The 23102-nt window shown below is 52.2% G+C and carries 20 protein-coding genes and 1 tRNA gene; 13 read left to right on the forward strand and 8 right to left on the reverse strand.

Annotation, left to right across the window (positions count from 1 at the left end; genetic code table 11):
• The first annotated feature begins 216 nt into the window (after positions 1-216).
• Positions 217-720: a helix-turn-helix domain-containing protein gene (locus tag ABJU74_RS07450; RefSeq protein WP_348383674.1), complete on the forward strand. Its 504-nt coding sequence runs from the start codon at positions 217-219 to the stop codon at positions 718-720.
• A gap of 56 nt (positions 721-776) precedes the next feature.
• On the opposite strand, the gene ABJU74_RS07455 is transcribed toward ABJU74_RS07450, so the two are convergent.
• Positions 777-863, reverse strand: a tRNA-Leu gene (locus ABJU74_RS07455).
• Between the two features lie 194 nt (positions 864-1057).
• Here ABJU74_RS07455 and ABJU74_RS07460 point away from each other — a divergent pair.
• Positions 1058-2041, forward strand: a complete 984-nt coding sequence (locus ABJU74_RS07460; RefSeq protein ID WP_348383673.1) for a complex I NDUFA9 subunit family protein — start codon at positions 1058-1060, stop codon at positions 2039-2041.
• An 11-nt stretch (positions 2042-2052) separates the two neighbouring features.
• Here ABJU74_RS07460 and ABJU74_RS07465 read toward each other — a convergent pair whose 3' ends face one another.
• Positions 2053-2847: an undecaprenyl-diphosphate phosphatase gene (locus ABJU74_RS07465; RefSeq protein WP_348383672.1), complete on the reverse strand. Its 795-nt coding sequence runs from the start codon at positions 2845-2847 to the stop codon at positions 2053-2055.
• 272 nt (positions 2848-3119) lie between these two features.
• Between ABJU74_RS07465 and ABJU74_RS07470 the strand changes: the two genes are divergently transcribed.
• The 6 genes from ABJU74_RS07470 (at position 3120) to ABJU74_RS07495 (ending at position 12228) form a co-directional block, all read left to right on the forward strand.
• On the forward strand, positions 3120-4574 hold the full coding sequence (locus ABJU74_RS07470) for an NAD(P)-dependent oxidoreductase (RefSeq protein ID WP_348383671.1): 1455 nt from the start codon (positions 3120-3122) through the stop codon (positions 4572-4574).
• A gap of 36 nt (positions 4575-4610) precedes the next feature.
• Positions 4611-5522, forward strand: a complete 912-nt coding sequence (locus tag ABJU74_RS07475; RefSeq protein WP_348383670.1) for a DUF2059 domain-containing protein — start codon at positions 4611-4613, stop codon at positions 5520-5522.
• A gap of 49 nt (positions 5523-5571) precedes the next feature.
• On the forward strand, positions 5572-10095 hold the full coding sequence (gene gltB, locus ABJU74_RS07480; protein WP_348383669.1) for a glutamate synthase large subunit: 4524 nt from the start codon (positions 5572-5574) through the stop codon (positions 10093-10095).
• A 461-nt stretch (positions 10096-10556) separates the two neighbouring features.
• Entirely contained in the window at positions 10557-10892 is a 336-nt protein-coding gene (locus ABJU74_RS07485) for a VOC family protein (protein WP_348383668.1), read from the forward strand.
• Between the two features lie 126 nt (positions 10893-11018).
• Positions 11019-11456 (forward strand): hypothetical protein, encoded by a 438-nt coding sequence (locus ABJU74_RS07490; protein ID WP_348383667.1) that lies wholly within the window; start codon positions 11019-11021, stop codon positions 11454-11456.
• Between the two features lie 100 nt (positions 11457-11556).
• Positions 11557-12228 carry a glutathione S-transferase family protein gene (locus tag ABJU74_RS07495; RefSeq protein WP_348383666.1) on the forward strand — a complete coding sequence of 224 codons (672 nt, stop codon included), beginning with the start codon at positions 11557-11559 and terminating at the stop codon, positions 12226-12228.
• A 4-nt stretch (positions 12229-12232) separates the two neighbouring features.
• On the opposite strand, the gene ABJU74_RS07500 is transcribed toward ABJU74_RS07495, so the two are convergent.
• Together ABJU74_RS07500 and ubiG are read right to left on the reverse strand one after the other, a co-directional pair.
• Positions 12233-12691, reverse strand: a complete 459-nt coding sequence (locus tag ABJU74_RS07500) for a GNAT family N-acetyltransferase (RefSeq protein ID WP_348383665.1) — start codon at positions 12689-12691, stop codon at positions 12233-12235.
• Positions 12688-13461: a bifunctional 2-polyprenyl-6-hydroxyphenol methylase/3-demethylubiquinol 3-O-methyltransferase UbiG gene (gene ubiG, locus ABJU74_RS07505; protein ID WP_348383664.1), complete on the reverse strand. Its 774-nt coding sequence runs from the start codon at positions 13459-13461 to the stop codon at positions 12688-12690. Before ubiG ends, ABJU74_RS07500 begins: the two co-directional genes overlap by 4 nt.
• Positions 13462-13532: 71 nt before the next feature.
• Between ubiG and ABJU74_RS07510 the strand changes: the two genes are divergently transcribed.
• From ABJU74_RS07510 to ABJU74_RS07530, 5 genes are all read left to right on the forward strand, one after another.
• Positions 13533-14798 carry an aspartate kinase gene (locus ABJU74_RS07510; RefSeq protein WP_348383663.1) on the forward strand — a complete coding sequence of 422 codons (1266 nt, stop codon included), beginning with the start codon at positions 13533-13535 and terminating at the stop codon, positions 14796-14798.
• A gap of 3 nt (positions 14799-14801) precedes the next feature.
• Entirely contained in the window at positions 14802-15806 is a 1005-nt protein-coding gene (locus ABJU74_RS07515) for a nitronate monooxygenase (protein ID WP_348383662.1), read from the forward strand.
• 82 nt (positions 15807-15888) lie between these two features.
• Entirely contained in the window at positions 15889-16452 is a 564-nt protein-coding gene (locus ABJU74_RS07520; RefSeq protein ID WP_348383661.1) for a PH domain-containing protein, read from the forward strand.
• Positions 16449-18014 (forward strand): PH domain-containing protein, encoded by a 1566-nt coding sequence (locus tag ABJU74_RS07525; RefSeq protein ID WP_348383660.1) that lies wholly within the window; start codon positions 16449-16451, stop codon positions 18012-18014. Before ABJU74_RS07520 ends, ABJU74_RS07525 begins: the two co-directional genes overlap by 4 nt.
• 55 nt (positions 18015-18069) lie before the next feature.
• Positions 18070-19887, forward strand: a complete 1818-nt coding sequence (locus ABJU74_RS07530; protein ID WP_348383659.1) for a DUF885 domain-containing protein — start codon at positions 18070-18072, stop codon at positions 19885-19887.
• 89 nt (positions 19888-19976) lie between these two features.
• Here ABJU74_RS07530 and ABJU74_RS07535 read toward each other — a convergent pair whose 3' ends face one another.
• The 4 genes from ABJU74_RS07535 to ABJU74_RS07550 form a co-directional block, all read right to left on the reverse strand.
• Positions 19977-20615 (reverse strand): hypothetical protein, encoded by a 639-nt coding sequence (locus ABJU74_RS07535; RefSeq protein WP_348383658.1) that lies wholly within the window; start codon positions 20613-20615, stop codon positions 19977-19979.
• Between the two features lie 65 nt (positions 20616-20680).
• A complete protein-coding gene (locus ABJU74_RS07540) occupies positions 20681-21217 on the reverse strand; it encodes a demethoxyubiquinone hydroxylase family protein (protein WP_348383657.1) in 537 nt (178 codons plus the stop codon).
• Positions 21210-21695 (reverse strand): disulfide bond formation protein B, encoded by a 486-nt coding sequence (locus ABJU74_RS07545; protein ID WP_348383656.1) that lies wholly within the window; start codon positions 21693-21695, stop codon positions 21210-21212. The genes ABJU74_RS07540 and ABJU74_RS07545 overlap by 8 nt, the downstream gene beginning before the upstream one ends.
• A gap of 10 nt (positions 21696-21705) precedes the next feature.
• Positions 21706-23070, reverse strand: a complete 1365-nt coding sequence (locus ABJU74_RS07550; RefSeq protein WP_348383655.1) for a S41 family peptidase — start codon at positions 23068-23070, stop codon at positions 21706-21708.
• Between the last annotated feature and the right edge of the window lie 32 nt (positions 23071-23102).

Raw genomic sequence — 23102 nt, forward strand, 5'->3', positions numbered from 1 at the left:
CACACCGAGCCCTCATGGATTAAAAATTTTTCAATTCCGTAAAAAGCTGAATAGATCGCACCGTCGATTGGCTTCATTTATCGAAAGAGATGTTCTTGCAATAATGATTTTCCTATATTTACTTCAGTCACACGAACGGGGAAAGTTCGGACAATCCCGTTGTGCCACCCGATGGAATTTGGTTGCAGATTTAAACCAACATCATAATATAGAGGCATGAGCCAGCCCCATAAACAAACCTGTCCGGTCGCGGCGTCACTCAATATAATGGGGGATAGCTGGACATTGTTGATCGTTCGGGAGGCCTTTAATGGGGCGACCCGATTTACCGAATTTCAGTCTCAAACCGGCATTGCCAAAAACCTTCTGGCCAGTCGGCTGACCACAATGATTAACGCAGGCTTGTTGGAAAAACAGGATATCGGTACCCATGGAGCAAGGCATGCCTATCAGCTCACGGAAAAAGGCCGCGCGCTGGCGCCGATCATGGTTGCCTTAAGTCAATGGGGCAATGAATGGGTCTATGGCAAAGGCAAGGAACCCGTAAATTTTGTCGATCGCCTCAGCGACGAACCAATCGCCCCACTCGCCCCAACACGAGCCGATGGCAAACCACTCGCGTGGAAAAATGTCATGATGACAGTAGGCCCCGGGGCAAATGATGCCATGCGCAAACAGTTTGAGCAAATTGCGCAAAAAACGTCACCAGATAATCCGTAAGATTCTTGATTAATTCGGATTATTCTATCCTGCAGCGATGTAGAGATAAGTGTATCTGGTGCCCAGAAGAGGACTCGAACCTCCACATCCTTGCGAATACTAGCACCTGAAGCTAGCGCGTCTACCAATTCCGCCATCTGGGCTCGCTGACTCTCTGTCAGCATAGGAGCGGGCGCTTAGCGCTTTGGGGTTGATATTGTCAATGACTCATCTGGTGATAGGCAAGAAGCCGCGTGCAAATCAATGCGCCGGTCGCATAATGTCCGCCAAACATGCAAATAATCGATATTCGGATATTGCACCCTGCAGTCTTGTCATGCAAAAGCGCGCCTAGGACATGGCCTTTAATGAGCCGGATGAAGTGGATAATATTATGGCGCTCGATGGACAATTAATTTGCATTTTTGGCGGTGGCGGTTTTCTTGGCCGCTATATCGCACAGCAGCTTTTGTCTCGTGGTGCGCGGGTGCGCATTGCCGAACGCGATCCTAAAAATGCCATGCATATCAAACCATTGGGTAATTTGGGGCAAACACAATTTGCCAGCGCTGATGTTACCAATGCCGATAGTGTTGCCCACGCCGTTCAGGGCTGTACAGCGGTGATCAACTTGGTTGGCTTGCTTAAAGGTGATTTTGATGTTGTCCATGTCGAAGGCGCGCGGAATGTAGCGAAAGCGGCAGCCGCGGCGAAATGCCAGGCGCTCGTACAAATGTCCGCCATTGGCGCCGATCCGCAATCACCTTCGCATTATGGGCGCACCAAGGGAGAAGCTGAAGATGCGGTACGCGCCGCCTTTCCGCGCGCGATTATCATGCGGCCCTCGATCATATTTGGACGCGAGGATCAGTTTATCAATCGCTTTGCTGCGATGATACAGATGTTGCCGATTATACCGGTTATTGGAGCTGAAACCAAATTTCAGCCCGTTTTCGTGGGAGATGTCGCGCAAGCCGTGGCTATAGCCCTCGATGATCCAGATGCCTTTGCAAGCGAGACTTTCTCACTGGGCGGCCCAGAAGTGATCACCATGGAAGAGTTAAATCGCCGCATAGCTGAATTGACCAAGCGCGAGCGCGGCTTTGTACCGGTTCCTGATTTTGCGGCCAAGATTTTGGCCACATGTACCGGCTTCTTGCCGGGTGCGCCGATCACCTTGGATCAGTTTAAGATGCTGCAAAAAGACAATATAGTGACAGAGGGCCAAGCTGGACTGGATCGCTTTGGAATCAAACCGACACCGCTTGCCAGCGTAGCCCGTGGCTGGATGGATAAATACCGCGTCCAGGGGCGTTTTGGGGCGCGTGCAAAAGCCGGCTAAGTATTGATTGTTTAAAACCAGATCAACAATGCTGCGCCCATGGCAACCCGATAGACAACAAAGATCATCATCGATGCCTTGCGTAGAAACTGCATCAAAAAGGTCATGGTTGCAAAGGCGGCGATGAAGGTCAGCGCGCCGGTAATCAGGGCTTCTTTCAGCAGATCATTGCTCGCGTCCATCAAATCTGGAACGATTAAAATGCCCGCGCCAGCAACCGCTGGGATTGACAATAGAAACGAAAAGCGTGCGGATTCAACCCGGCTATAGCCCAAAAAGCGCGCGGCCGTCATGGTCACGCCAGACCGACTGGTTCCTGGAATAAGCGCTAGGGCCTGCGCGAGGCCTACGATAATCCCGTCTTTCAAACTCATATCTTCAAAGGATTTCACCTGTTGCCCCACGCGATCGGCAATCCCCAATAAGAGGCCGTAAATGATCAGGTTAATTCCGACCAAAGTGGTACTGCGAAACCCTTCCAGATAGCCGCCGGTTTTGAGGAATAGGCCGACTATGACCGCCGGGATGGTGCCAATGATAATCCACCAGAATAACCGGCGTTCCGCGTCCGCTCGGCCGAGCCCAATTGTTGCAAAGCCACCTTTCGCCAAAGACAGCACATCTTTGAAAAAATAGGTGATTATCGCGAGTAGGGAACCAACATGCACAGCAATATCAATCATTGGCCCCTGATCCGCATAGCCGGTAAAGACCGGAAGCAAGATCAAATGGCCCGAGGAAGAAATGGGCAAGAATTCGGTAACACCTTGCACGATAGCGAGGAGAAGCATTTGCATGAATGTCATGATGGAGCCCGAAGAAAGTGAAGACGCTCTGCTTATAGAAGCGCCTTTCCGATTTGTCGTTGATGAATTTAGGTCCGATATGATACTTTATTGCCCGCATCACCCTTCGTTTTAACGAGAAACCGTCCTTTTTCACCCTTATAGGTCAGTATCATTGTCCTATAAGGGTGATTTTTGCGTGACTCTTGGCGTTGATTGGCCTATCGCGCCCTCAACATCTGCCGCAGCAGACCGGGTGATCCCCATAAAAACACAAGAAACGAGTGACCGCCATGCCAAAAGGCACAAAAAAACTGGATATGTTGAAATTTGTCGATACCGGGCAAACTTACCCTGACAAACGGGAACCGACCTTGCGGGCGGAAGATTTTCAAGAAATAGCGGATCGCTATGCGCCGGAAAAGGCAGCTGAACAGGCCGCGCGTTGCTCACAATGCGGTGTGCCTTATTGTTCGACTCATTGTCCTTTGCACAACCATATTCCAGACTGGTTGCGTCTCACGGCCGAAGGGCGTGTGCGCGAAGCCTATGAAATGTCCAATCTGACCTCCACCATGCCAGAGATTTGCGGCCGAATCTGTCCGCAGGATCGTCTATGTGAAGGCAATTGTGTGATTGAATTTTCCGGTCATGGAGCCGTAACCATCGGATCTGTAGAAAAATACATCACCGATACCGCTTGGGAAGAAGGATGGGTTGAACCTTTGGTCGCAGGCAAATCACGGGGCCAATCTGTCGGTATTATCGGCGCTGGGCCGGCGGGGTTGACGGCTGGCGAATATCTGCGCGTTGCTGGCTATGATGTCCATATCTATGACCGTCATGATCGGGCGGGCGGCTTGCTTACTTATGGCATTCCTGGCTTCAAGCTGGAAAAAAATATCATCATGCGGCGCATAGAGCGGCTCAAAGATGGTGGCATTCATTTCCATGAAAATTTTGAAGTCGGCAAAGACGCGACATTGGAAGAGCTTCGCGGCAAACATGATGCCATTCTTATCGCTACCGGCGTGTACAAAGCCCGCGAGATAAAAATGCCCGGCGTCGGCGCCCCTGGCGTCGAAGAAGCTCTGGATTTTCTCACTGCTTCCAATCGCAAAAGTTTTGGCGATAGCGTCCCCGATTTTGACAATGGCCGCTTTGATGCGGCAGGCAAAAATGTTGTCGTAATCGGCGGAGGTGATACCGCTATGGACTGTGTCCGGACCTCGATCCGTCAGGGGGCCAAGTCGGTAAAATGCCTTTATCGCCGCGATCGCGCGAATATGCCCGGCTCTCAAAATGAAGTGAAAAATGCTGAAGAAGAGGGCGTTGAATTTGTCTGGCTGTCCGCGCCCAAAGCGGTCGAAGGCACCGACCATGTGCGTGCCGTCAAAGCCACTAAAATGCGTCTCGGCGCCCCCGATGCCAGCGGCCGGCGTGCACCGGAAGAGCAACCGAATAGTGAGTTTACGCTGGACGCCGATCTTGTGATCAAAGCCCTGGGCTTTGATGCCGAAGAACTGCCCAGCCTGTTTGACTGTCCCGATCTCAGCGTAACGCGCTGGGGAACAGTGAGAGTCGATCACAAATCAATGATGACCAATTTGGATGGTGTGTTTGCCGCTGGTGATATTGTCCGCGGTGCCAGCCTTGTGGTATGGGGAATACGCGACGGCCGCGATGTGACCGAGCATATGCATAAATTTTTGCGCGACAAAGCTCGAGCAGAAAAACAGGCCGCGTAAACGCCCTTTATTTTGAACCCTATTTCGGAGTTTTACATGAAAAAATTCATCGCTATGACTGTGAGTTCAATCGCTCTCACCATCAGCATGCCCGCCGCTGCCCAAGAAATAGGCCAAGATTCGGGCCAAGATGGGGATGCCGCTACACAGACCAGCGCACCCGAAATCGCCACCATTGATCCCGCGCGGCTCTCGGCTGCCCAAAACACCGTCAACTATTTGTTCCCGCTCGGCACTTATGAGCGGATGATGAGGGGCACTATGGACCAAATGATGGATCAGATGATGATGGGCATGGGTAATATGCGCATGGGCGATCTGGCTGGAGCGGGTGGTGTTGCACGGGAAGATGTGCCCGGCGAATTCGGCGACAAAACACTGGCTGAATTGGCCACGGAAATGGACCCGCATTACGAAGAGCGGACGAAAATTTCGACCAAAGTCATCATGGATGAAATGGTCAATATGATGATTACAATGGAGCCTGCAGTTCGCTCGGCCCTGACCAATATTTACGCGCGCAAGTTCACTGTGGGCCAACTCGATGAGATGAACAGTTTTTTTGCAACCGATACCGGCAGTGCATTTGCACGCGACTATATGATGGTCTTTGTCGATCCGGAAATGATGCAATCAATGATGAGCATGGTGCCGGAAATGATGCAGGCCATGCCGGCAATCATGAAAAAGGTTGAAGATGCCACCGCCCATTTGCCTGCCGTGAAAATATCAGATGAGAGTTTGATTGATTCTGTTGAGGAGGATGTGAACAGCGCTGAAAATGGAGATGGCGCGATTGACTTCGAAGACCCGGATAACTGGTCAGCAGAAGATCGGGCCCTGGTCAATAAACTGAGCACCGAATCCGATACGGCCTTTGAAAAATATTATGACGCGCTCGAAAAAGCGCAATCCAACGCCAAAGCCAAAGTGGTGAAAACGCAATAGGCTCTGCCTGCGCAACAAACCATTTTTTGAACATCGAAATGAACATATCATGACCCATTATCCAACGCCCGAACATCAACGACTTGCCGAAAGCGGCATGTACCGGCCTGAATTTGAATCCGACGCATGCGGCGTTGGATTGGTCGCAGCCACGGATGGGAAGCCTTCGCGCCGGGTTGTTGCTTCGGCAATTGACGCGCTGAAAGCGGTTTGGCACCGCGGCGCTGTCGATGCGGACGGGATGACCGGTGATGGTGCGGGCCTGCATGTTGATTTACCCGCGCGCTTTTTTGATGATGCCATTGCCGATAGCGGGCATAAGGTTCTCCCCAACCGGCTCGCGGTTGGAATGATTTTTCTTCCGCGCACCGATTTGAGCGCTCAGGAAACATGCCGGACCATTGTCGAGGCGGAAATTATCGAAGCAGGCTATAAAATTTATGGCTGGCGGCAGGTGCCCGTCAATGTTTCGGTCATTGGCGTTAAAGCGCAAAATACCCGTCCGGAAATTGAGCAAATCATGATCTCCGGGCCACTGCCAGATCGTCAAAGCGCCGAAGAATTTGAAAAAAATCTCTATCTCATCCGTCGCCGGATCGAGAAAAAAGTCATTGCTGCACAGATTCAAGATTTCTACATTTGTAGCCTATCTTGCCGTTCGATCATTTATAAAGGCTTGTTTCTCGCTGAATCGCTTTCGGTCTTTTATCCGGACCTAACCGATGAACGGTTTGAAAGCCGCATCGCGATTTTTCATCAACGCTATTCAACCAATACATTTCCGCAATGGTGGTTGGCACAGCCGTTTCGCACGCTCGCGCATAATGGGGAAGTCAACACGATCCGCGGCAATAAAAACTGGATGAAGAGCCATGAAATTAAAATGGCCAGCCTCGCTTTTGGTGATCATTCAGAAGATATCAAACCGGTAATCCCAGCCGGAGCATCAGACACGGCCGCATTGGATGCGGTTTTTGAAACGATTTGCCGATCTGGCCGCGATGCCCCGACCGCCAAATTAATGCTGGTGCCGGAAGCCTGGCAACATCAAGCAGATATCGATCCCGCGCATAAGGCGATGTACGAATATATGGCCAGCGTGATGGAGCCTTGGGATGGTCCTGCGGCTCTCGCCATGACCGATGGACGCTGGGCTGTGGCCGGTGTGGACCGCAATGCATTGCGGCCATTGCGCTATAGCATAACGTCAGACAATCTCCTGATCATTGGGTCGGAAACCGGCATGGTGGTTGTTCCCGAAAGCCAGATAATCGAAAAAGGGCGCCTCGGGCCGGGACAAATGATTGCGGTCGATCTGCAGGATGGTCTGGTTTTCACAGACAAAGAAATCAAAGACAAAATCGCTGGCGAAGAACCCTATCCCCAGCGAGTCAAAGGCTTCCAAACGATGGAAGATCTGCCCCCTGCTCCAGCAGATGCGGGTATGAATTTCTCCAAGGAAGAATTGATCCGCCGGCAAACGGCTGCCGGACACACATTGGAAGATATGGAGGTCATCCTCGCGCCGATGGTCGAAGATGCCAAAGAAGCCATTGGTTCCATGGGCGATGATACGCCGCTTGCAGTGATCAGTCTCAAACCGCGCCAGGTCAGTCATTTCTTCCGGCAGAATTTCAGTCAGGTGACCAATCCACCGATCGACAGTTTGCGCGAACGCCATGTCATGAGCTTGCGCACGCGGTTTTCAAATCTGGCCAATATTCTGGAAAAAGACAGCCAGAATGAAAATGTTCTGGTGCTCGACAGCCCTGTTTTGAGCTGTGGTGCTTGGGAGCGTTTAAAAGCCAGCTTCGGCGACGCTGTAGCCGAAATTGATTGCACCATGTCCAATACGGGCGGTGCTATAGAATTGCGCGATGCGATTGCCCGTATCCGGGATGAAGCCGAACAAGCTGTCCGCCAAGGCAAGACCGAAATATTCCTGACCGACGAGAATATTGATGAAGACCATATGTGCATTTCCATGGTCATCGCCACGGCGGCCGTGCACACCCATTTGGTCCGTAAAGGCTTGCGCGCTTATGCTTCGGTCAATGTTCGGGCCGCGGAATGTTTGGACACCCATTGCTATGCGGTTTTGATCGGCGTTGGGGCGACGACGGTCAACGCCTATCTGTCAGAAGCCGCCATTTCCGATCGCCATAAACGCGGTCTGTTTGATGGCCTGACCCTGGAAGAATGCATTGCGCGCCACAAGATCGCCGTCGATGAAGGTCTTCTCAAAATCATGTCCAAAATGGGCATCGCGGTTATTTCGAGCTATCGCGGCGGCTATAATTTTGAAGCCGTCGGCCTGTCTCGTGCTTTGTGCAACGATCTTTTCCCGGGCATGCCCACCAAAATTTCAGGCGAAGGCTATGCCTCCTTGTTCATCAACGCGCAGGAAAAACATGAAGCGGCTTTTGAGCCTGCAATAGTACGACTTCCTGTGGGCGGCTTTTACAAGCAGCGTGATGGCGGAGAGGCCCATGCCTATAGCGCGCATCTCATGCACTTGCTGCAAAGCGCTGTCGCCCATGACAGCTATTCCTCTTACCTGCAATTTTCACAAGGGGTGCGGGAATTGGAGCCCGTCTATTTACGCGATTTGATGGAATTTAACTATGCGCCGGAACCGATTCCCATTGATGAAGTGGAAGCCATAACCGAAATTCGCAAACGCTTTAACACGCCCGGCATGTCCTTGGGTGCGTTGAGTCCGGAAGCCCATGAAACGCTTGCGATCGCGATGAATCGCATTGGCGCAAAATCCGTATCTGGAGAAGGTGGAGAAGAAAAACGCCGCTACACGCCTTTTGAAAATGGCGACAATGCTTCCAGCCCGATCAAGCAAGTAGCCTCGGGCCGCTTTGGGGTTACTGCGGAATATCTCGGCGCTTGCGAAGAAGTGGAAATCAAAGTCGCACAAGGGGCAAAGCCTGGAGAAGGCGGACAATTGCCAGGGTTTAAAGTCACCGAGTTTATTGCCAAGTTGCGGCACTCGACACCGGGTGTCACCTTGATCAGCCCGCCGCCGCATCACGATATTTATTCGATCGAGGATTTGGCGCAGCTAATTTATGATCTCAAGCAAATTAATCCGCGCGCCAGAGTCTGTGTCAAGCTGGTGTCTGCCGCAGGCATTGGAACCATAGCCGCTGGCGTGGCCAAGGCGCATGCCGATGTTATTTTAATTTCGGGCAATACCGGCGGCACCGGCGCGTCGCCGCAAACATCGATTAAATTTGCCGGCACGCCATGGGAAATGGGACTGACAGAAGCCAATCAGGTGCTGACACTCAACAATTTGCGCCACCGCGTTAAACTGCGCACTGATGGCGGTTTGAAAACGGGTCGCGATATTGTCATTGCAGCGATATTGGGTGCAGAAGAATTTGGTCTGGGCACATTAAGCCTGGTCGCCATGGGTTGTATCATGGTGCGGCAATGCCACAGCAATACCTGTCCGGTCGGCGTCTGTGTGCAAGACGAGAAACTGCGCGAGAAATTTACCGGTACACCAGAAAAGGTGATCAATTTGATGACCTATATGGCCGAAGAGGTGCGCGAGATTCTAGCGCGGCTTGGATATCGTTCGCTCGATGAAATAATCGGGCGCACGGAATTGTTGCGCCAAGTCAGCCGCGGTGCAGAGCACCTCGATGATCTCGACTTAAATCCGATCTTGGCCAAGGTCGACGCACCAGATACAGAGCGCACGTTCAATCTCGACACCCATCGCAACGAAGTCCCCGACAGCCTCGATGCGCAGATGATTGCTGATGCCAAACCGGTGTTTGAACGGCGCGAAAAAATGCAGCTGACTTATACTGTTCGGAACACACACCGCGCGGTCGGGACTCGTTTTTCAGCGGAAGTTACAGCAAAATATGGCATGAAGGCCTTGAATGACAATCATGTTCATGTCCGTCTGCGTGGTTCCGCCGGCCAGTCGCTTGGCGCATTTTTATGCCAGGGCATAACGCTGGAAGTCTTTGGTGATGCCAATGACTATGTCGGCAAAGGCCTTTCGGGCGGAAAAATCATCGTACGGCCCATGGTCAGTTCGCCGCTCGATAGCAAGTATAACACGATTATTGGCAATACTGTGCTCTACGGCGCAACGGCGGGAGCGCTTTATGCGGCTGGACAGGCCGGGGAACGTTTTGGCGTGCGCAATTCCGGCGCGGATGTTGTGGTCGAAGGCTGCGGTGCCAATGGCTGTGAATATATGACCGGAGGCAATGCCGTAATCTTGGGCGCAGTCGGCAATAATTTTGGTGCTGGCATGACCGGCGGCATGGCATTCATCCTCGATCTCGATCGCGATTTTGAACAACATGCCAATCCCGAAAGCATTATCTGGCAGAGGTTGGAAAGTGACTATTGGGAAGAACATCTCAAGGCGCTAATCGAAGCGCATCACCAAAGCACAGACAGCAGTTGGTCCGAGACAATTCTGCGCGATTGGGATCGCTGGCGGACACGGTTCTGGCAAGTCTGTCCAAAAGAAATGGTAGATCGGCTGGATCATCCGTTATCGGACAGCGAGGCTATTGAGGCGGCGGAATAACATTTCTCTGATCAAGCGAAGGAAGCGCAAGGCACTAGTCTTCGCCGCTGGCATCGCCCTGCTCGGAGCCTTATTTTATATATATAGCCCGCTACCATTTTTCACAGATCCAAAGCCCGGAGACAAGATCAAGGCTTCTATTATCTCAATCCATAACGGTCATTCTATTGTTCGGTACAACGATATGAAAAAGCTCTCTATCCGCTTGCCGAACCAGGAAATAGCCTCAGCCTTTGGACTTCAAAAACACCTGTCAAACTGTTCTCCTGGGGATAGGGTATCGGTTCAAAAACTTGATTTGAAAAGCGAGGCTAATTCTTTCTATCATATTGTTTCAAAATCTTGCGTGCAGCCAGATTGGTAGGATCAGCACATTTTGTTCTTGTTATGTACTCATCTTTAACTATGCTCGACCAAATCGCGTAGCACCCTTTGATTCGCCATCATGAGGAACCCAGATAATGCACAAAATCACTCCCAATTATCTCGAAATGAAGGCAACCAACTTGGGTGCCAGCAAAGATTTTTATGAAAAAGCCTTTGGCTTTGCTTTTACCGACTATGGTCCGGCCTATGCTGCCGTTGAAGGCGGGCCGGTACAAATTGGACTGGCCGCAGGAACAGAGCCACCAGCCCCCATGCCAACCTTTGAAACAGACGATTTGGAAACCGCTTTGGCGCAAGTCAAAGCGGCCAATGGTGAGATTGTTCAGGATATTTTCGCTTATCCTGGTGGCAAGCGGTTTGAATGTCTCGATCCTTCAGGAAATCGACTGGCCATCTACAAACCGGACTAAATACCCCACATTCTCCTTGCGATACAATTGTTTACACTGAAATACGGCCTTTCCGTCTGGGGTTCAGCTTTGACTCAGTTCGATGCGTCTAGACAGGGGCTAACAACAATCAACTCGGAGGTTCTTATGCGACATTTTCTTGCTCTTCCCCTTTTGGCGGTATCCTTGAGCCTTGCGATGCCCGCAGCCGCGCAGGACCGTGCCCCCGATTCCGAAGTGATTGAAAAGCTCAATGATCCGGTTTTTCAAGAAGGCATGGTTTCCGTCATGTCCGGCTTCATGACCGCGATGATGGACTTGCCGATTGGCCAATTTGCCGCGGCGATGGAAAAGGCCGTACCCAAAAATAGCGACGGCCGCGAACCATTTTCTCGCATCCGGCCCGACGATACACTGGGTGATCTGGCAGCCCGAGACAATCCAAATTTTAATACAGAAATGGAAGATAAGATGCGTGAGGGCACAGCGATCATGGGTATCATGGCCAGTGAATTTGGAGCCTTATTGCCCCAACTCAAGGCCATGGGCGAACGCATGAAGCGCCGTATGGATGATCTTGAATAGACAGAAATGTTCATAGGTTTGATCGCCGCAAAGCCTCTAATTACAACAAGAGGCATCAAGCCCCTTCCCCCGGGGCACAAACCCGATTAACAGCAATGCTATGTGGCAATTATTCCAATTTCCTCTTTGTCCTTTTTCCCGCAAAGTCCGGCTCCTCATGGGCGAAAAATCCGTGGGCTATGAGCTGGTGCGCGAATCACCCTGGGCACAGCGCGACCAATTTCTTGATATGAATCCGGCCGGCCGGACACCGGTTATGCGGCATGACCAGCGCGATATTCTACTGGTCGATAGCATGGCCATCTGTGAATATATTGAAGAGACGGTTGAAAAAGCACCGATGATCAATGGCACCGCTACAAATCGAGCAGAAATTCGCCGGCTGGTCGCCTGGTTTGATGAGCAATTTTATGGCGATGTCACAGCGCCTTTGCTCTATGAAAGAATGCACAAACGGATCGTGCATCGCCAGCCGCCTGATGCCAAATTGCTCCGCGAAGCCATGCGCCGCGCCAATGTCCATCTCGACTATATTGATTATCTGATCGATCATCGCAGCTGGCTCGCTGGCGCTACCATGAGCCTCGCAGATCTGGCCGCGGCAGCGCAAATTTCAGTTGCGGATTATCTCGGCGGCATTGACTGGACGGGTCATGATCAAACCAAAGCCTGGTATGCCATGTTCAAGTCGCGGCCTTCCTTCCGGCCGCTTTTATCTGAACGCATGGAAGTAATCACCCCTCCCGATCACTACGAAAAAGTCGATTTCTAGCCGCCTATTCGGCTTTGTCAGGCAAAGTATAGATCATCTGAACCCGGTCCATATTCGGTGCAAAACCGTCTTTTTCCACGGCGATTGTGGCAAATCCAAATTTGGCAAAAAACGGCGCCACCAAATATGTTGTGAACAATTCGGCTTCCTTGAATTGACCCGATTGAACAATGGCTTCGAGGCGATATTCGGTCAGCATGCGTCCCAAGCCGGAACCATGTCGGACATTGTCGACCATCCCCCATGTGAAGCGCGCCTGCCCGCGATCTTCTGTAACATAACCACCGCAACCACAAATGGTGCCAGCGGTTTCGATGACAAAATAGTCACCTGATGGTTGATCAAGAAAGTCGGCAAAACCCGCGCGCTCTGTCGGATCGAAAAACCGCGGCACATTGCTGTCAAACAGCTGCAAACATGCCGGTTTGTCCGCAACGGCATAGCGCCGAAAATTGGCGCTCATCGTTTAACCACGGTCATCAGATAGTTGAGCGCTAGATCATCTGACAAAGCAAACCCGCGCGCTGGACTATAGGCTAAGCCGGTAATATCGATCACCTGCAAGCCCGCTTGTTCGAGCAGGGTTTGCAATTCATCGGGTGTCAAAAATTGCTCATGATGGTGAGTCCCTTTTGGAATCTGTCCCATCATCTCAGCCAGCTCGACCAACATTAATTTGGATTTAGCGGTTCTGTTCGGAGTTGAAAGGATCATCAATCCATCATCGGCCAATGCCCGCGCCAACCCCTGGACAAAGGCTTTCGGGTCATCGACATGTTCAATGACTTCCAGCGAGGTCACCAGGTCAAAATTGATCTGGTCCAATAACTCGACCGCGACATTTTGATAGTCTATTTTGAGTTTCTGCGGTTTTGCATGGGCTTGCGCCGCTGCAATATTTTCCGGGGCGGCATCCAGACCGGTCACCGCAGCGCCCATACGCGCCAGAGGTTCGCAAACCAAACCAGCACCACAGCCCACATCCAACGCGCGCTTGCCCTTTAAGGGTTTCAAATGGGCCGCATCCGATCCGAAATGCAGATTAATCGCGTCTCTGATATAACCGAGCCGCACCGGGTTGAGCCGGTGTAGCATCGCTGAAGATCCGTTCGGATCCCACCATTCCGCCGCTAAAGCGCCAAAATGTGCCGCTTCCTCAGGATTGATCGTGCTTTTGATCGCGGCTGCAACCGGTTGCGATTCTTCTGTCTTGCTGATGCTTGCCTTTGTCATAACGCGTCTTTATCACAGCGCGAGCGTCTCGTTCAGACCCTTTTTCAACAGAAAGACAGATAACAGGCATCATGGCACGGATAGTGATGAAATTTGGCGGTACGTCGATGGCGGGCATTGAACGCATCCGCCGGGTTGCGCAAATTGTCAAACAGCAGGCCGATGCCGGACATGAAGTCGCGGTCATTGTGTCTGCTATGGCTGGCGATACCGATCGGCTAGTGAATTTTTGCCGCGAAGCGAGCTCTCTATACGATGCGGCAGAATATGATGTCGTGGTAGCATCAGGAGAGCAGGTCACATCAGGGCTGCTCGCTATCGCGCTGCAATCCTTAGGTGCCAAAGCGCGCAGCTGGCTGGGCTGGCAAATGCCCATTCGGACTATTGAAGCGCATAGCAAAGCACGCATTGAAACCATCGATGCCGATGATCTAACGCAATCCATGCAAAGCGGTGAAATTGCAATTATTCCAGGCTTTCAAGGCATAAGCAGAGACGGCCGGATCACGACATTGGGGCGCGGCGGATCGGATACCAGCGCCGTTGCCATTGCCGCTGCGGTTAAAGCAGATCGCTGCGATATCTACACGGATGTCGACGGCGTCTATACGACCGATCCGCGCATTGTGACGCGGGCACGCAAATTGAAAACCGTGACATTTGAAGAAATGCTCGAGCTGGCCAGCGTGGGTGCCAAAGTTTTACAGACCCGTTCGGTTGGTCTTGCGATGAAAGAAAATGTGCGCATTCAAGTCTTGTCTTCTTTTACCGAAGACGGTGCGCCCAGTGCTGATGATCTGCCTGGAACGATGATTGTCAGTGAAAGTGAAATGGAGAGAGACGATATGGAGCGTCAGCTTATAACCGGCATTGCCCATGACAAAAATGAATCCAAAATCACCTTGACCCGGGTGCCCGATAAACCCGGCGCCGTGGCTCATATCTTTGAGCCGCTGGCCGAAGCGGCGATTAATGTTGATATGATCATTCAGAATGTCGGCCGCGAAAAAGGCGAAACCGATGTCACCTTCACCGCGCCGACCAGTGATCTCGACCGGACCATGCAGGTGCTCGAAAAAGCACAGGAAGATATTGGCTATAACCGTCTGATCTCGGATACGAATGTCGCGAAAATTTCAGTGGTTGGCGTGGGCATGAAAAGCCATGCCGGTGTCGCATCAACCATGTTCAAATCTCTCGCCGATCGCGGCGTGAACATTCAGGCCATCACGACGTCAGAAATCAAGGTCAGCGTGTTGATCGAAGAAGACTATACCGAACTCGCCTTGCGGGTATTGCACACCGCTTATGGGCTGGATGCAGAGGACGCGGCTTAACTTATGATGCAAGCAAAACTTTCCACGCTGATGCAGCGCGGCACCGACCTGTTGGGCAGCGAAACCGCGATTATGTGCGGCGCGATGAGCTGGGTCTCAGAACGCAATTTGGTCAGCGCCATTTCGAATGCGGGCGGCTTTGGTGTGATTGCCTGCGGTGCGATGACTCCGGATTTGCTGGATACGGAAATTGCCGAAACCAAGAAACGCACCAGCAAACCCTTTGGCGTCAATTTGATCACCATGCATCCTGACCTGATGAAGCTGATCGCAGTGTGCGGCAATCATGGCGTCAGCCATGTAGTGCTCGCTGGCGGTCTCCCGCCCAAAGGCAGCTTGGAAGCGATCAAGGATATCGGCGCGAAAGTCATCTGCTTCGCCCCGGCCATGGCACTGGCCAAGAAGTTTATCCGCTCTGGCGTTGACGCCATTGTTATCGAAGGCATGGAAGCGGGCGGGCATATCGGTCCGGTCTCAACTTCCGTCTTGGCACAGGAAATCTTGCCGCAAATTGCCGACCAATTGCCGGTCTTTGTCGCAGGCGGGATTGGCACGGGTGATATGATTGGCGCTTATTTGGAAATGGGCGCCAGCGGTGTTCAGCTCGGCACGCGCTTTGTATGTGCGCATGAATCCATTGCTCATCCCGATTTCAAAAAAGCCTTTATGCGCGGCAACGCCCGCGATGCCGTCACCAGTGTCCAGGTCGACCCGCGCTTACCGGTCATTCCTGTGCGCGCACTGAAAAATAAAGGCACAGAAGAATTTACCCGCAAACAGATTGAAGTGGCCAAGCTGCTCGATGCGGGAGAGATTGAAATGGGCGAGGCGCAATTGCAGATCGAACATTTCTGGGCCGGGGCCCTCCGCAAAGCGGTAATTGATGGAGATGTCGAAAATGGCAGCGTCATGGCCGGGCAATCGGTCGGCATGGTCAAAGCCGAAGAGAGCGTTGCGGAGATTATCAAGACGTTGATCGACGAAGCCGAAACGGCTTTGTCCCGATAAACCCTGTACAGACGGACCATTTGCGAAAAATTGCAAACCTATCTGTCTTGCCTTCATAACACAGCTGCGGCATAGTGGTGAGATGACCGATGCCCCAACTGCCGCTCCCTTGCCTACAGATAGTCCCGCCTATGATCCGATCGCTGCTATGGCTGATGATCGCGCGCGCTCCTATAACCAGGGCTTGACGCCGCTGCACCCTCCGCAAAAATCACTAATCCGGTTCATGGCTTCGCTGTTTATTGGTCTCGCCCTTTTGGCGGCAATCGGCGCAGAAATTGCGATAGCCGATAATCTGCCTATGTTTCGGGGGGCTGTTATCGGGCCTGTGATCATTCTCGCCTTATTCGTCTTGGTGATGCTGCCCGACCGGATCTATCGGCGCTGGGGCTATGATATGGCGGCGGAACAATTGCGAATATTGCGCGGCTTTATGTGGAGGACGGACACGATTGTTCCGTTTAACCGCATTCAACATATTGATGTTGCACAAGGCCCGTTTCAGCGCTTTTTTGATTTGTCGACATTGATTGTGCACACCGCCGGGACTCATAATAGCATTGTCACCTTGCCGGGATTGCGCACAGAAGATGCAGAGAATATGCGCGACACGATCAAGGACCATATTCGCCAAGATATGATATGACGCCGGCGCCTTCTCTCGCCATGAACGGCCAACACGAAGCCGTGGACAGCCCTGATTTTCAGCGCTTGCATCCGCTCAGCATCGTCTTGAAATCGGCCGCAGCAATCGGTCAAAACCTGATTGCCATGGGCGTGCTCTATTTCAGTATATTCGATCAAAATATCCTCTACACCAGCCTCGCGGCTTTGGGATTATTGGTGCTTATCGTCGGCGTGACGGCATTAATCTGGTCGCGCTTCACTTACCAAATCCAGGCCAAAGAAATCCGCATCAAAAGCGGTTTGATTAGCCGAAATAATCGCTCAATCCCCTTTGATCGCATTCAAGATGTGAGTCTGGAACAAAAGCTTGTGAGCCGCTTATTGGGATTGGCCACAGTGAAGCTGGAAACCGGCGCATCGGCGGGTGAAGATGGGAAATTGGACGCCTTGGCTTTGCGCGATGCCCAGGCCTTGCGCGACCGCGTGCGCGATTATAAGTCCGGCAAAACCGCCGAGAATAGCAATGCAGAAGAGACTGTGGGGGAACGCCCAGAGACAGCGGAACGCACGCCGATATTTGCGATGGATAACCGTCGCATATTCATTGCCGGCTTGTTTAATTTTTCCTTTGTCTTGCTGGCCATTCTCGCCGCCATTGCGCAAAATCTCGATTTTCTATTGCCGGATGATTTTTTCAATCCCTGGTATTGGGCTGAACAATTATCCGAACAGCAAGTGGTCAACGGGCTCAGCCTCGCTGCACAAATTGCCGGTGCGGTCGGCGCGCTTATCTCGCTTATTGCGGTTGGTATCGGCAGCGGCATTATCCGCACGTTCATCCGGGAATATGGCTTTCGTCTAGACCGCGTCGACACCGGTCAGCCAGGATTTCGGCGGCGACGCGGATTATTCACCTTGACCGATATGGTTATGCCCATTCACCGAGTGCAAGCCGCGCTGCTGAGGACAGGTCCCGTGCGCCAGCATTTCGGATGGTATCATTTGAAGTTTCAATCGCTCGCAAGCGATGGCAGCGGCGAAAGCGATCACAGCGCTGCGCCTTGTGCGCAATTGGAAGAAATCGCACCGATTCTATCTGAATCCGGCATTGCCAATATCTCCGCTGAACTGGAATTTCACGCCGTCAATCCTGCGCTGTGGTGGCGCGGCGCCATCATTGTCACTCTGGGTTTGGCCGCGATTGCGCTTGGCAATGGCCTGTTCGTCCATTCCGGGCTGTTCGGATTGATCTTTCTGACTGTGCCGATCAGCTTTTATCTTTATCTCAATTGGCGCTATCATCGATATGCCTTGTCAGACACCCAGCTGTTTGTGCGTAGCGGATGGTGGCGGCGAAAGCTCACAATATTGCCGCTACGGAAGGTCCAAACAGTTGATATTGGGCAATCTCCGCTCGACCATCCGCTGGATCTGGCGACGGTCACCATCGGCGTGGCTGGCGGTTCAATTTTGGGGCCGCTTACAATTAATGCCATCCCGATCGCTACCGCCAAGACGTTGCGCCAAAATCTCATCGCCGCCGTCCACACAATTGTACAGCGCAAGGTGATTGGCGCTTGACAGCAGGCCCTGAATATCCACGATAGTATCAATAGATATTTTCAGGGAGTTCAGGATGAAGAAGGCATATTGGAAAACATTGGCATCGCTCACGGCCCTTAGCTTGAGCTTGCCAGCACTCGGCCAAAATTCTGCCCCGCCAGAAATCGCGCAACCCGCCGAGCAAAAATCGCAGGCGCTGCATGAGATTATTGATGCGTTCTGGGCCTATAATTTGGGGCAATATCCCGAATTTGCTTCGTCGCTAGGTGTCGCGGATCCCGATGGACGGGTTACGGATCGCAGCTTGAAGGCGGCCGACAAACGCGTTGAAAAAGCCAAAGGCTGGTTAGCACAATTGGATCAGATCGACCAAGCAAGCCTATCCGAAGATGACAAGACCAATTTTGGTATCTTACGGCGCAGCTTAGCGGAACAGGTTGAAGCCAGTACCTACGGCCAACGCACAATCAATTTTACCAACCGCAGCGGTTGGCATCAGAATTTTGCGAGCATGCAAAATAACCTGCCTTTCCGCAACGCAGCGGATTATCAAACCTATATCAACCGGTTAAAAAAATATGACAATGTCCACCGGCAATCCATCGCTGTGGCCAATCAGGCGCTACAAGGTGGCTATGTCCAACCCTGCGTTTCGATGGTTGGCTACGAAACCAGCATTTCCGGTTTGATCAAAGAAGACCCCAAAGAATCTCGTTTTTTTGAACCTTTTAAGCGGCCCAAGCCAGATGGCATCGCACAACCGACTTTTGACCGGCTGACCGCAGATGCTGCAACCACTATAAATGACATCATCACCCCGGCGCTGCGCGAGCATCTCAATTGGTACACCCAAAGCTATGGACCCAATTGTGCCAAAGAACCGGGTGTTTCAGCCCAGCCCGGCGGGGATAAATATTACGATTTCCGGGTCAGACAGATGACCACTACGGAGAAATCCGCCGATGAAATTCATAAAATTGGATTGTCGGAAGTCGCCCGTATTCGAGCCGAGATGGTGGACGTGTCCAAGCAGGCGGGCTTTGAATCACGGGAAGCGTTTATCGCTGACTTGCGGACCAACCCGAAATATTACGCGAAGACGCCAGAAGAATTGATGGAAAAAGTCGCGCGCGTGACCAAGATTATCGATGGAAAAATGCCGTCCATTATCGGCAAGCTAGCGCGCTTGCCTTATGGCTTGAAGGAGATTCCGGCGGAAACCGCAGAAGGCACCACCACCGCCTATTATAATCCAGGATCACCGGATGTGGGCATTGCCGGCTTTTACTATGTCAATACATCCAAACTTGACCAGCGCCCATTCTGGGAAATCCCAGCGCTCAGCGTTCATGAAGCGGTGCCGGGCCATCATATGCAAATAGCCTTGCAGCAAGAATTGGACATGCCGGACTTTCGTAAATATGGGGCTTTTTTCACCGCTTTTGTTGAAGGCTGGGGTCTATATTCAGAACGGCTCGGGATTGAAATGGGGCTTTATGATACGCCCGCCAAAGATATGGGCCGACTATCCTATGAAATGTGGCGCGCCACACGGTTGGTCGTCGATACCGGTATTCATTCCAAAGGGTGGAGCAAACAACGTGCGATTGATTTTATGACCGATAATACCGCGCTCAGTCCGGCCAATATCGAAGCCGAAGTCAACCGCTACATCAGCTGGCCGGGACAGGCTTTGGCTTATAAAATGGGGGAATTGAAAATTCGCGAATTGCGGCGCAGGGCAACCGAAACATTGGGTTCCAAATTTGATTTGCGCGAATTTCACGACGTTGTGCTCGGACAAGGCGCCGTACCGCTCGACATATTAGAAGCCCAGGTTCAGCGCTGGATAGACGGGAAATCATCGACCGCGAGCCGAACCAATCGGTAACAAAATATAGACCGGAGTCATAGCGCTGATCGTGCCATGCTCGGATCATATCTGAGCGATATGGCTTACCTTATGCGATATTACGTTGCTTATTCGTCTTGAGCTGGAGCGGGCGGCGGAGCTTCTTCGGCAACCGGAGGCCGCGTCAAATCATTGCTGGCGCGCTCGGCCTGCAAGGCTGCAGCATCTTGCGCTTCCAATCGCGCGCGCGCTTCCGCAGCACCCGCTTCGCGTGCTTCACGCTGGGCTTCAATCTCGCGCAAACGTTCTTCCACCGCTTCCGCTTCACCATCAATCCGAGCGAGACGCTTTTGCCGCTCTTCTTCGATCAACTTGCCCCAATTGACCGTGTCATCCTGGCCTTTTTCGGCATAGGCTTGTTGCAACAAACGTTGGGTACAGCCGGTAAACCCGCCAGCACCATCAGCTGAACAGCTCTGGGTGCCGCCTTTGCCGACATATTCATAAGACCGCACGCGTTCAGACCAAGCTTCATTTTTCGCATCATTGGGATTGGCCCGCAATGTTTCGGGAATACGATAGCGTTCCGATTCATCTTTGCGGGCGCACACCACAATTTCACCATCCGAGCTTTGCGGACATGGGTCATCCCCATAGATGACCAACTGATTGACTCGGTCGCCCGCCGCATCTTGAGCCAGTGCGGGGGCAGAAATCAGGCCACCTGCCAAGAACAGGGATGCGGATAGAATAGCGGTTTTTTTCATGATGTTCCTATATTATCGCCTGAATGAACCGATGCTGAAGCGGTGCATCCGATGATCGCTTCTACTTAAATGCGTTTAGACAGTCCAATGGCAAGCTTGCACCCCAGTCGTATCGCCCCACTCAAAACGGGATAGCCTGGCGTATCCTCCGCTCCTGATTCGATCGCCGTTTGCTTGTGTTCCAGCTCTTCTTCCCGAAATTGCGCGATTTTTTCCGACAATTCCGGATCATTTTCGCTTTCAAGCTGTTCTAGCTGCTCTTGATAATGCAGGTCGATCTCGGTCTCGACCGCGGCGGTGCAGGCCATGGCCGCGCGCGGCCCCATCATGGCCGTCCCAGCGCCCAGCGCATAGCCCGCCGCTTTCCAAAACGGTTGCAATATGGTCGGTCGGACATGGCGATCGACGATCATCTGGTCAAAAGCATCCAGATGACGCTGTTCCTGTTCGGCCATATGGTGGATCGCGCCGCTATCGGGTGCATCGTCACCCATGACCGCCAATTGGCCTTTGTAAATTTGTGCGGCGCCATATTCACCCGCTTGATTGACGCGGATCATGGAGGCGATATCCGCTTTTGCTTTGCCCAGTTGTTCAGCCATGGCGTGCTTCCTTCCAGCCCTTTGCGATCAGCCCCAAGATGAGCATCGCGCCGCCAACCGACAAGAGAAAATTAAAACCGGCCAGAGAAATACCCATTAGCGACCAAGGCGCAACGTCGCATCGGACCAGCGGCGCATTCATGATCGATTCGAGCATATCACCGCCAGCAGGCACCGTTGATGCACAGGCCGTAATACCGTCCCACCAACCATATTCAACACCAGCGTGAAACCCGCCAATCAGGCCACTGATCAGGATTGCAAGTGCCGCGTCGATCACAATAAATTTGGCTATTTTATGCTTGCGCAAAGCCAATGCACCCAGCGCCAATATAATCGCCGCAAGATGCGGCCATCGTTGCCACATACACATTTCACAAGGATAAAGACCAAAAACATATTCGCTGATCAATGCACCGCCAAGCAATGCAATCGGGAGGATCAACGCCAGCCAAGAGGCAGCTCGGGAAAAGGCCATATCCCCTATCCTAGTTTTTAGCGATGGTCGGTTTTGCCGATTTCTTCGCTGCTGCCTTGTTCATCGCGACTTTCAATCCTTCAGGACCGAGGCGGCCGATGGTTTGCAATGCATAATGCAATTGAAAATCTTCAATGCCTTCTTCTTTTAGCTCTTCCGCTGTTGCAGTAAACCGCGGATCATCCTTGGCATCTTCTTCCAACACATCATCTTCCAGCTTCACCTCATTGATAAGATGTCTGCGCAAATCAGACTCGCGGAAACGCGGCCGTGTTTTATAATCGGGGTCGGACAGTTGCGGAACCATGATATCGGGCTCAATGCCCCCTTCCTGCACCGATTTGCCCGATGGCGTATAATAGCGAGCCGTCGTTAGCCGCAGCGCAGAAGTATTGGATAGCGGAAGCAAGGTTTGCACCGATCCTTTCCCAAAGCTGCGCTCGCCCATCACCAAACCGCGATGATGGTCCTGTAACGCGCCAGCAACAATTTCAGATGCCGATGCTGAACCCGCGTCAATCAAGACGATGACCGGCAGGCCATTGGCAGAATCACCAGTTTTCGCAAAATAGCGTTCAATATCGGATTTCCCCCGGCCGCGTTGCGAAACAATTTCTCCGCGCGACAGGAAGACATCCGAAACATTCACCGCTTCATCGAGCAGTCCGCCGGGATTGGACCGCATATCGAGAACATAGCCCAAAGGCTTTCTACCCAAGGCTTTATCAATCCCGCTAATCGCGGCTTTCACATCCGCGCCCGTGTCATTGGAAAAGCTGTTGATGCTGATCACGCCAATTTTGTCTTTCACTTCCCAAGTCACCGGCTTCAAATCAATGATGGCGCGTTTCATCGAAACATCAAAAGGCTTGTCCCGGCCCGGCCGCACTATCGTCAAGCTAATCGGCGATCCTGGCTTGCCGCGCATTTCTTCTACCGCTTCGTCGAGGGAACCGCCGTAGATCAAAGATCCATCAATATGGGTAATATAGTCGCCCGCCTTCACCCCGGCTTTATCGGCTGGCGTGTCTTTAAAGGGCGCAATTACTTTCACCGCACCGTCTTCAAGGGTGACTGAAAGACCCAATCCGCCATAATTGCCGTCGGTCTGGGTCCGTAAATTTTCAAAATCACGCGCATCCAAAAAGCTGCTATGCGGGTCAAGGCTGCCCAACATGCCATTAATCGCTCCCTTGATCAGATCTGTATCATCCACTTGATCAACATAGTCGGTGCGCACCCGGTCAAACACGCTCATAAACTGCTCCATCTCGCGATAGGTACTAGCATCGACGGCAGAAATGGCCGATGTGGTGGCGGGGAGCAGAGCGACGGTCAAAACCAGAGCGGTTGCTTGCAGAAACGGCTTTTTCATAACGGGCTTCCTGTGAGTCTCTTCAATATCTG

The sequence above is a fragment of the Parasphingorhabdus sp. genome (assembly GCF_039982415.1).
GTDB lineage: Bacteria > Pseudomonadota > Alphaproteobacteria > Sphingomonadales > Sphingomonadaceae > Parasphingorhabdus.

Coding starts and splice junctions, on each gene's coding strand:
- ABJU74_RS07450 (WP_348383674.1), top strand. CDS start 217: ATGAGCCAGCCCCATAAACAAACCTGTCCGGTCGCGGCGTCACTCAAT.
- ABJU74_RS07460 (WP_348383673.1), top strand. CDS start 1,058: ATGGCCTTTAATGAGCCGGATGAAGTGGATAATATTATGGCGCTCGAT.
- ABJU74_RS07465 (WP_348383672.1), bottom strand. CDS start 2,847: ATGACATTCATGCAAATGCTTCTCCTCGCTATCGTGCAAGGTGTTACC.
- ABJU74_RS07470 (WP_348383671.1), top strand. CDS start 3,120: ATGCCAAAAGGCACAAAAAAACTGGATATGTTGAAATTTGTCGATACC.
- ABJU74_RS07475 (WP_348383670.1), top strand. CDS start 4,611: ATGAAAAAATTCATCGCTATGACTGTGAGTTCAATCGCTCTCACCATC.
- gltB (WP_348383669.1), top strand. CDS start 5,572: ATGACCCATTATCCAACGCCCGAACATCAACGACTTGCCGAAAGCGGC.
- ABJU74_RS07485 (WP_348383668.1), top strand. CDS start 10,557: ATGCACAAAATCACTCCCAATTATCTCGAAATGAAGGCAACCAACTTG.
- ABJU74_RS07490 (WP_348383667.1), top strand. CDS start 11,019: ATGCGACATTTTCTTGCTCTTCCCCTTTTGGCGGTATCCTTGAGCCTT.
- ABJU74_RS07495 (WP_348383666.1), top strand. CDS start 11,557: ATGTGGCAATTATTCCAATTTCCTCTTTGTCCTTTTTCCCGCAAAGTC.
- ABJU74_RS07500 (WP_348383665.1), bottom strand. CDS start 12,691: ATGAGCGCCAATTTTCGGCGCTATGCCGTTGCGGACAAACCGGCATGT.
- ubiG (WP_348383664.1), bottom strand. CDS start 13,461: ATGACAAAGGCAAGCATCAGCAAGACAGAAGAATCGCAACCGGTTGCA.
- ABJU74_RS07510 (WP_348383663.1), top strand. CDS start 13,533: ATGGCACGGATAGTGATGAAATTTGGCGGTACGTCGATGGCGGGCATT.
- ABJU74_RS07515 (WP_348383662.1), top strand. CDS start 14,802: ATGATGCAAGCAAAACTTTCCACGCTGATGCAGCGCGGCACCGACCTG.
- ABJU74_RS07520 (WP_348383661.1), top strand. CDS start 15,889: ATGACCGATGCCCCAACTGCCGCTCCCTTGCCTACAGATAGTCCCGCC.
- ABJU74_RS07525 (WP_348383660.1), top strand. CDS start 16,449: ATGACGCCGGCGCCTTCTCTCGCCATGAACGGCCAACACGAAGCCGTG.
- ABJU74_RS07530 (WP_348383659.1), top strand. CDS start 18,070: ATGAAGAAGGCATATTGGAAAACATTGGCATCGCTCACGGCCCTTAGC.
- ABJU74_RS07535 (WP_348383658.1), bottom strand. CDS start 20,615: ATGAAAAAAACCGCTATTCTATCCGCATCCCTGTTCTTGGCAGGTGGC.
- ABJU74_RS07540 (WP_348383657.1), bottom strand. CDS start 21,217: ATGGCTGAACAACTGGGCAAAGCAAAAGCGGATATCGCCTCCATGATC.
- ABJU74_RS07545 (WP_348383656.1), bottom strand. CDS start 21,695: ATGGCCTTTTCCCGAGCTGCCTCTTGGCTGGCGTTGATCCTCCCGATT.
- ABJU74_RS07550 (WP_348383655.1), bottom strand. CDS start 23,070: ATGAAAAAGCCGTTTCTGCAAGCAACCGCTCTGGTTTTGACCGTCGCT.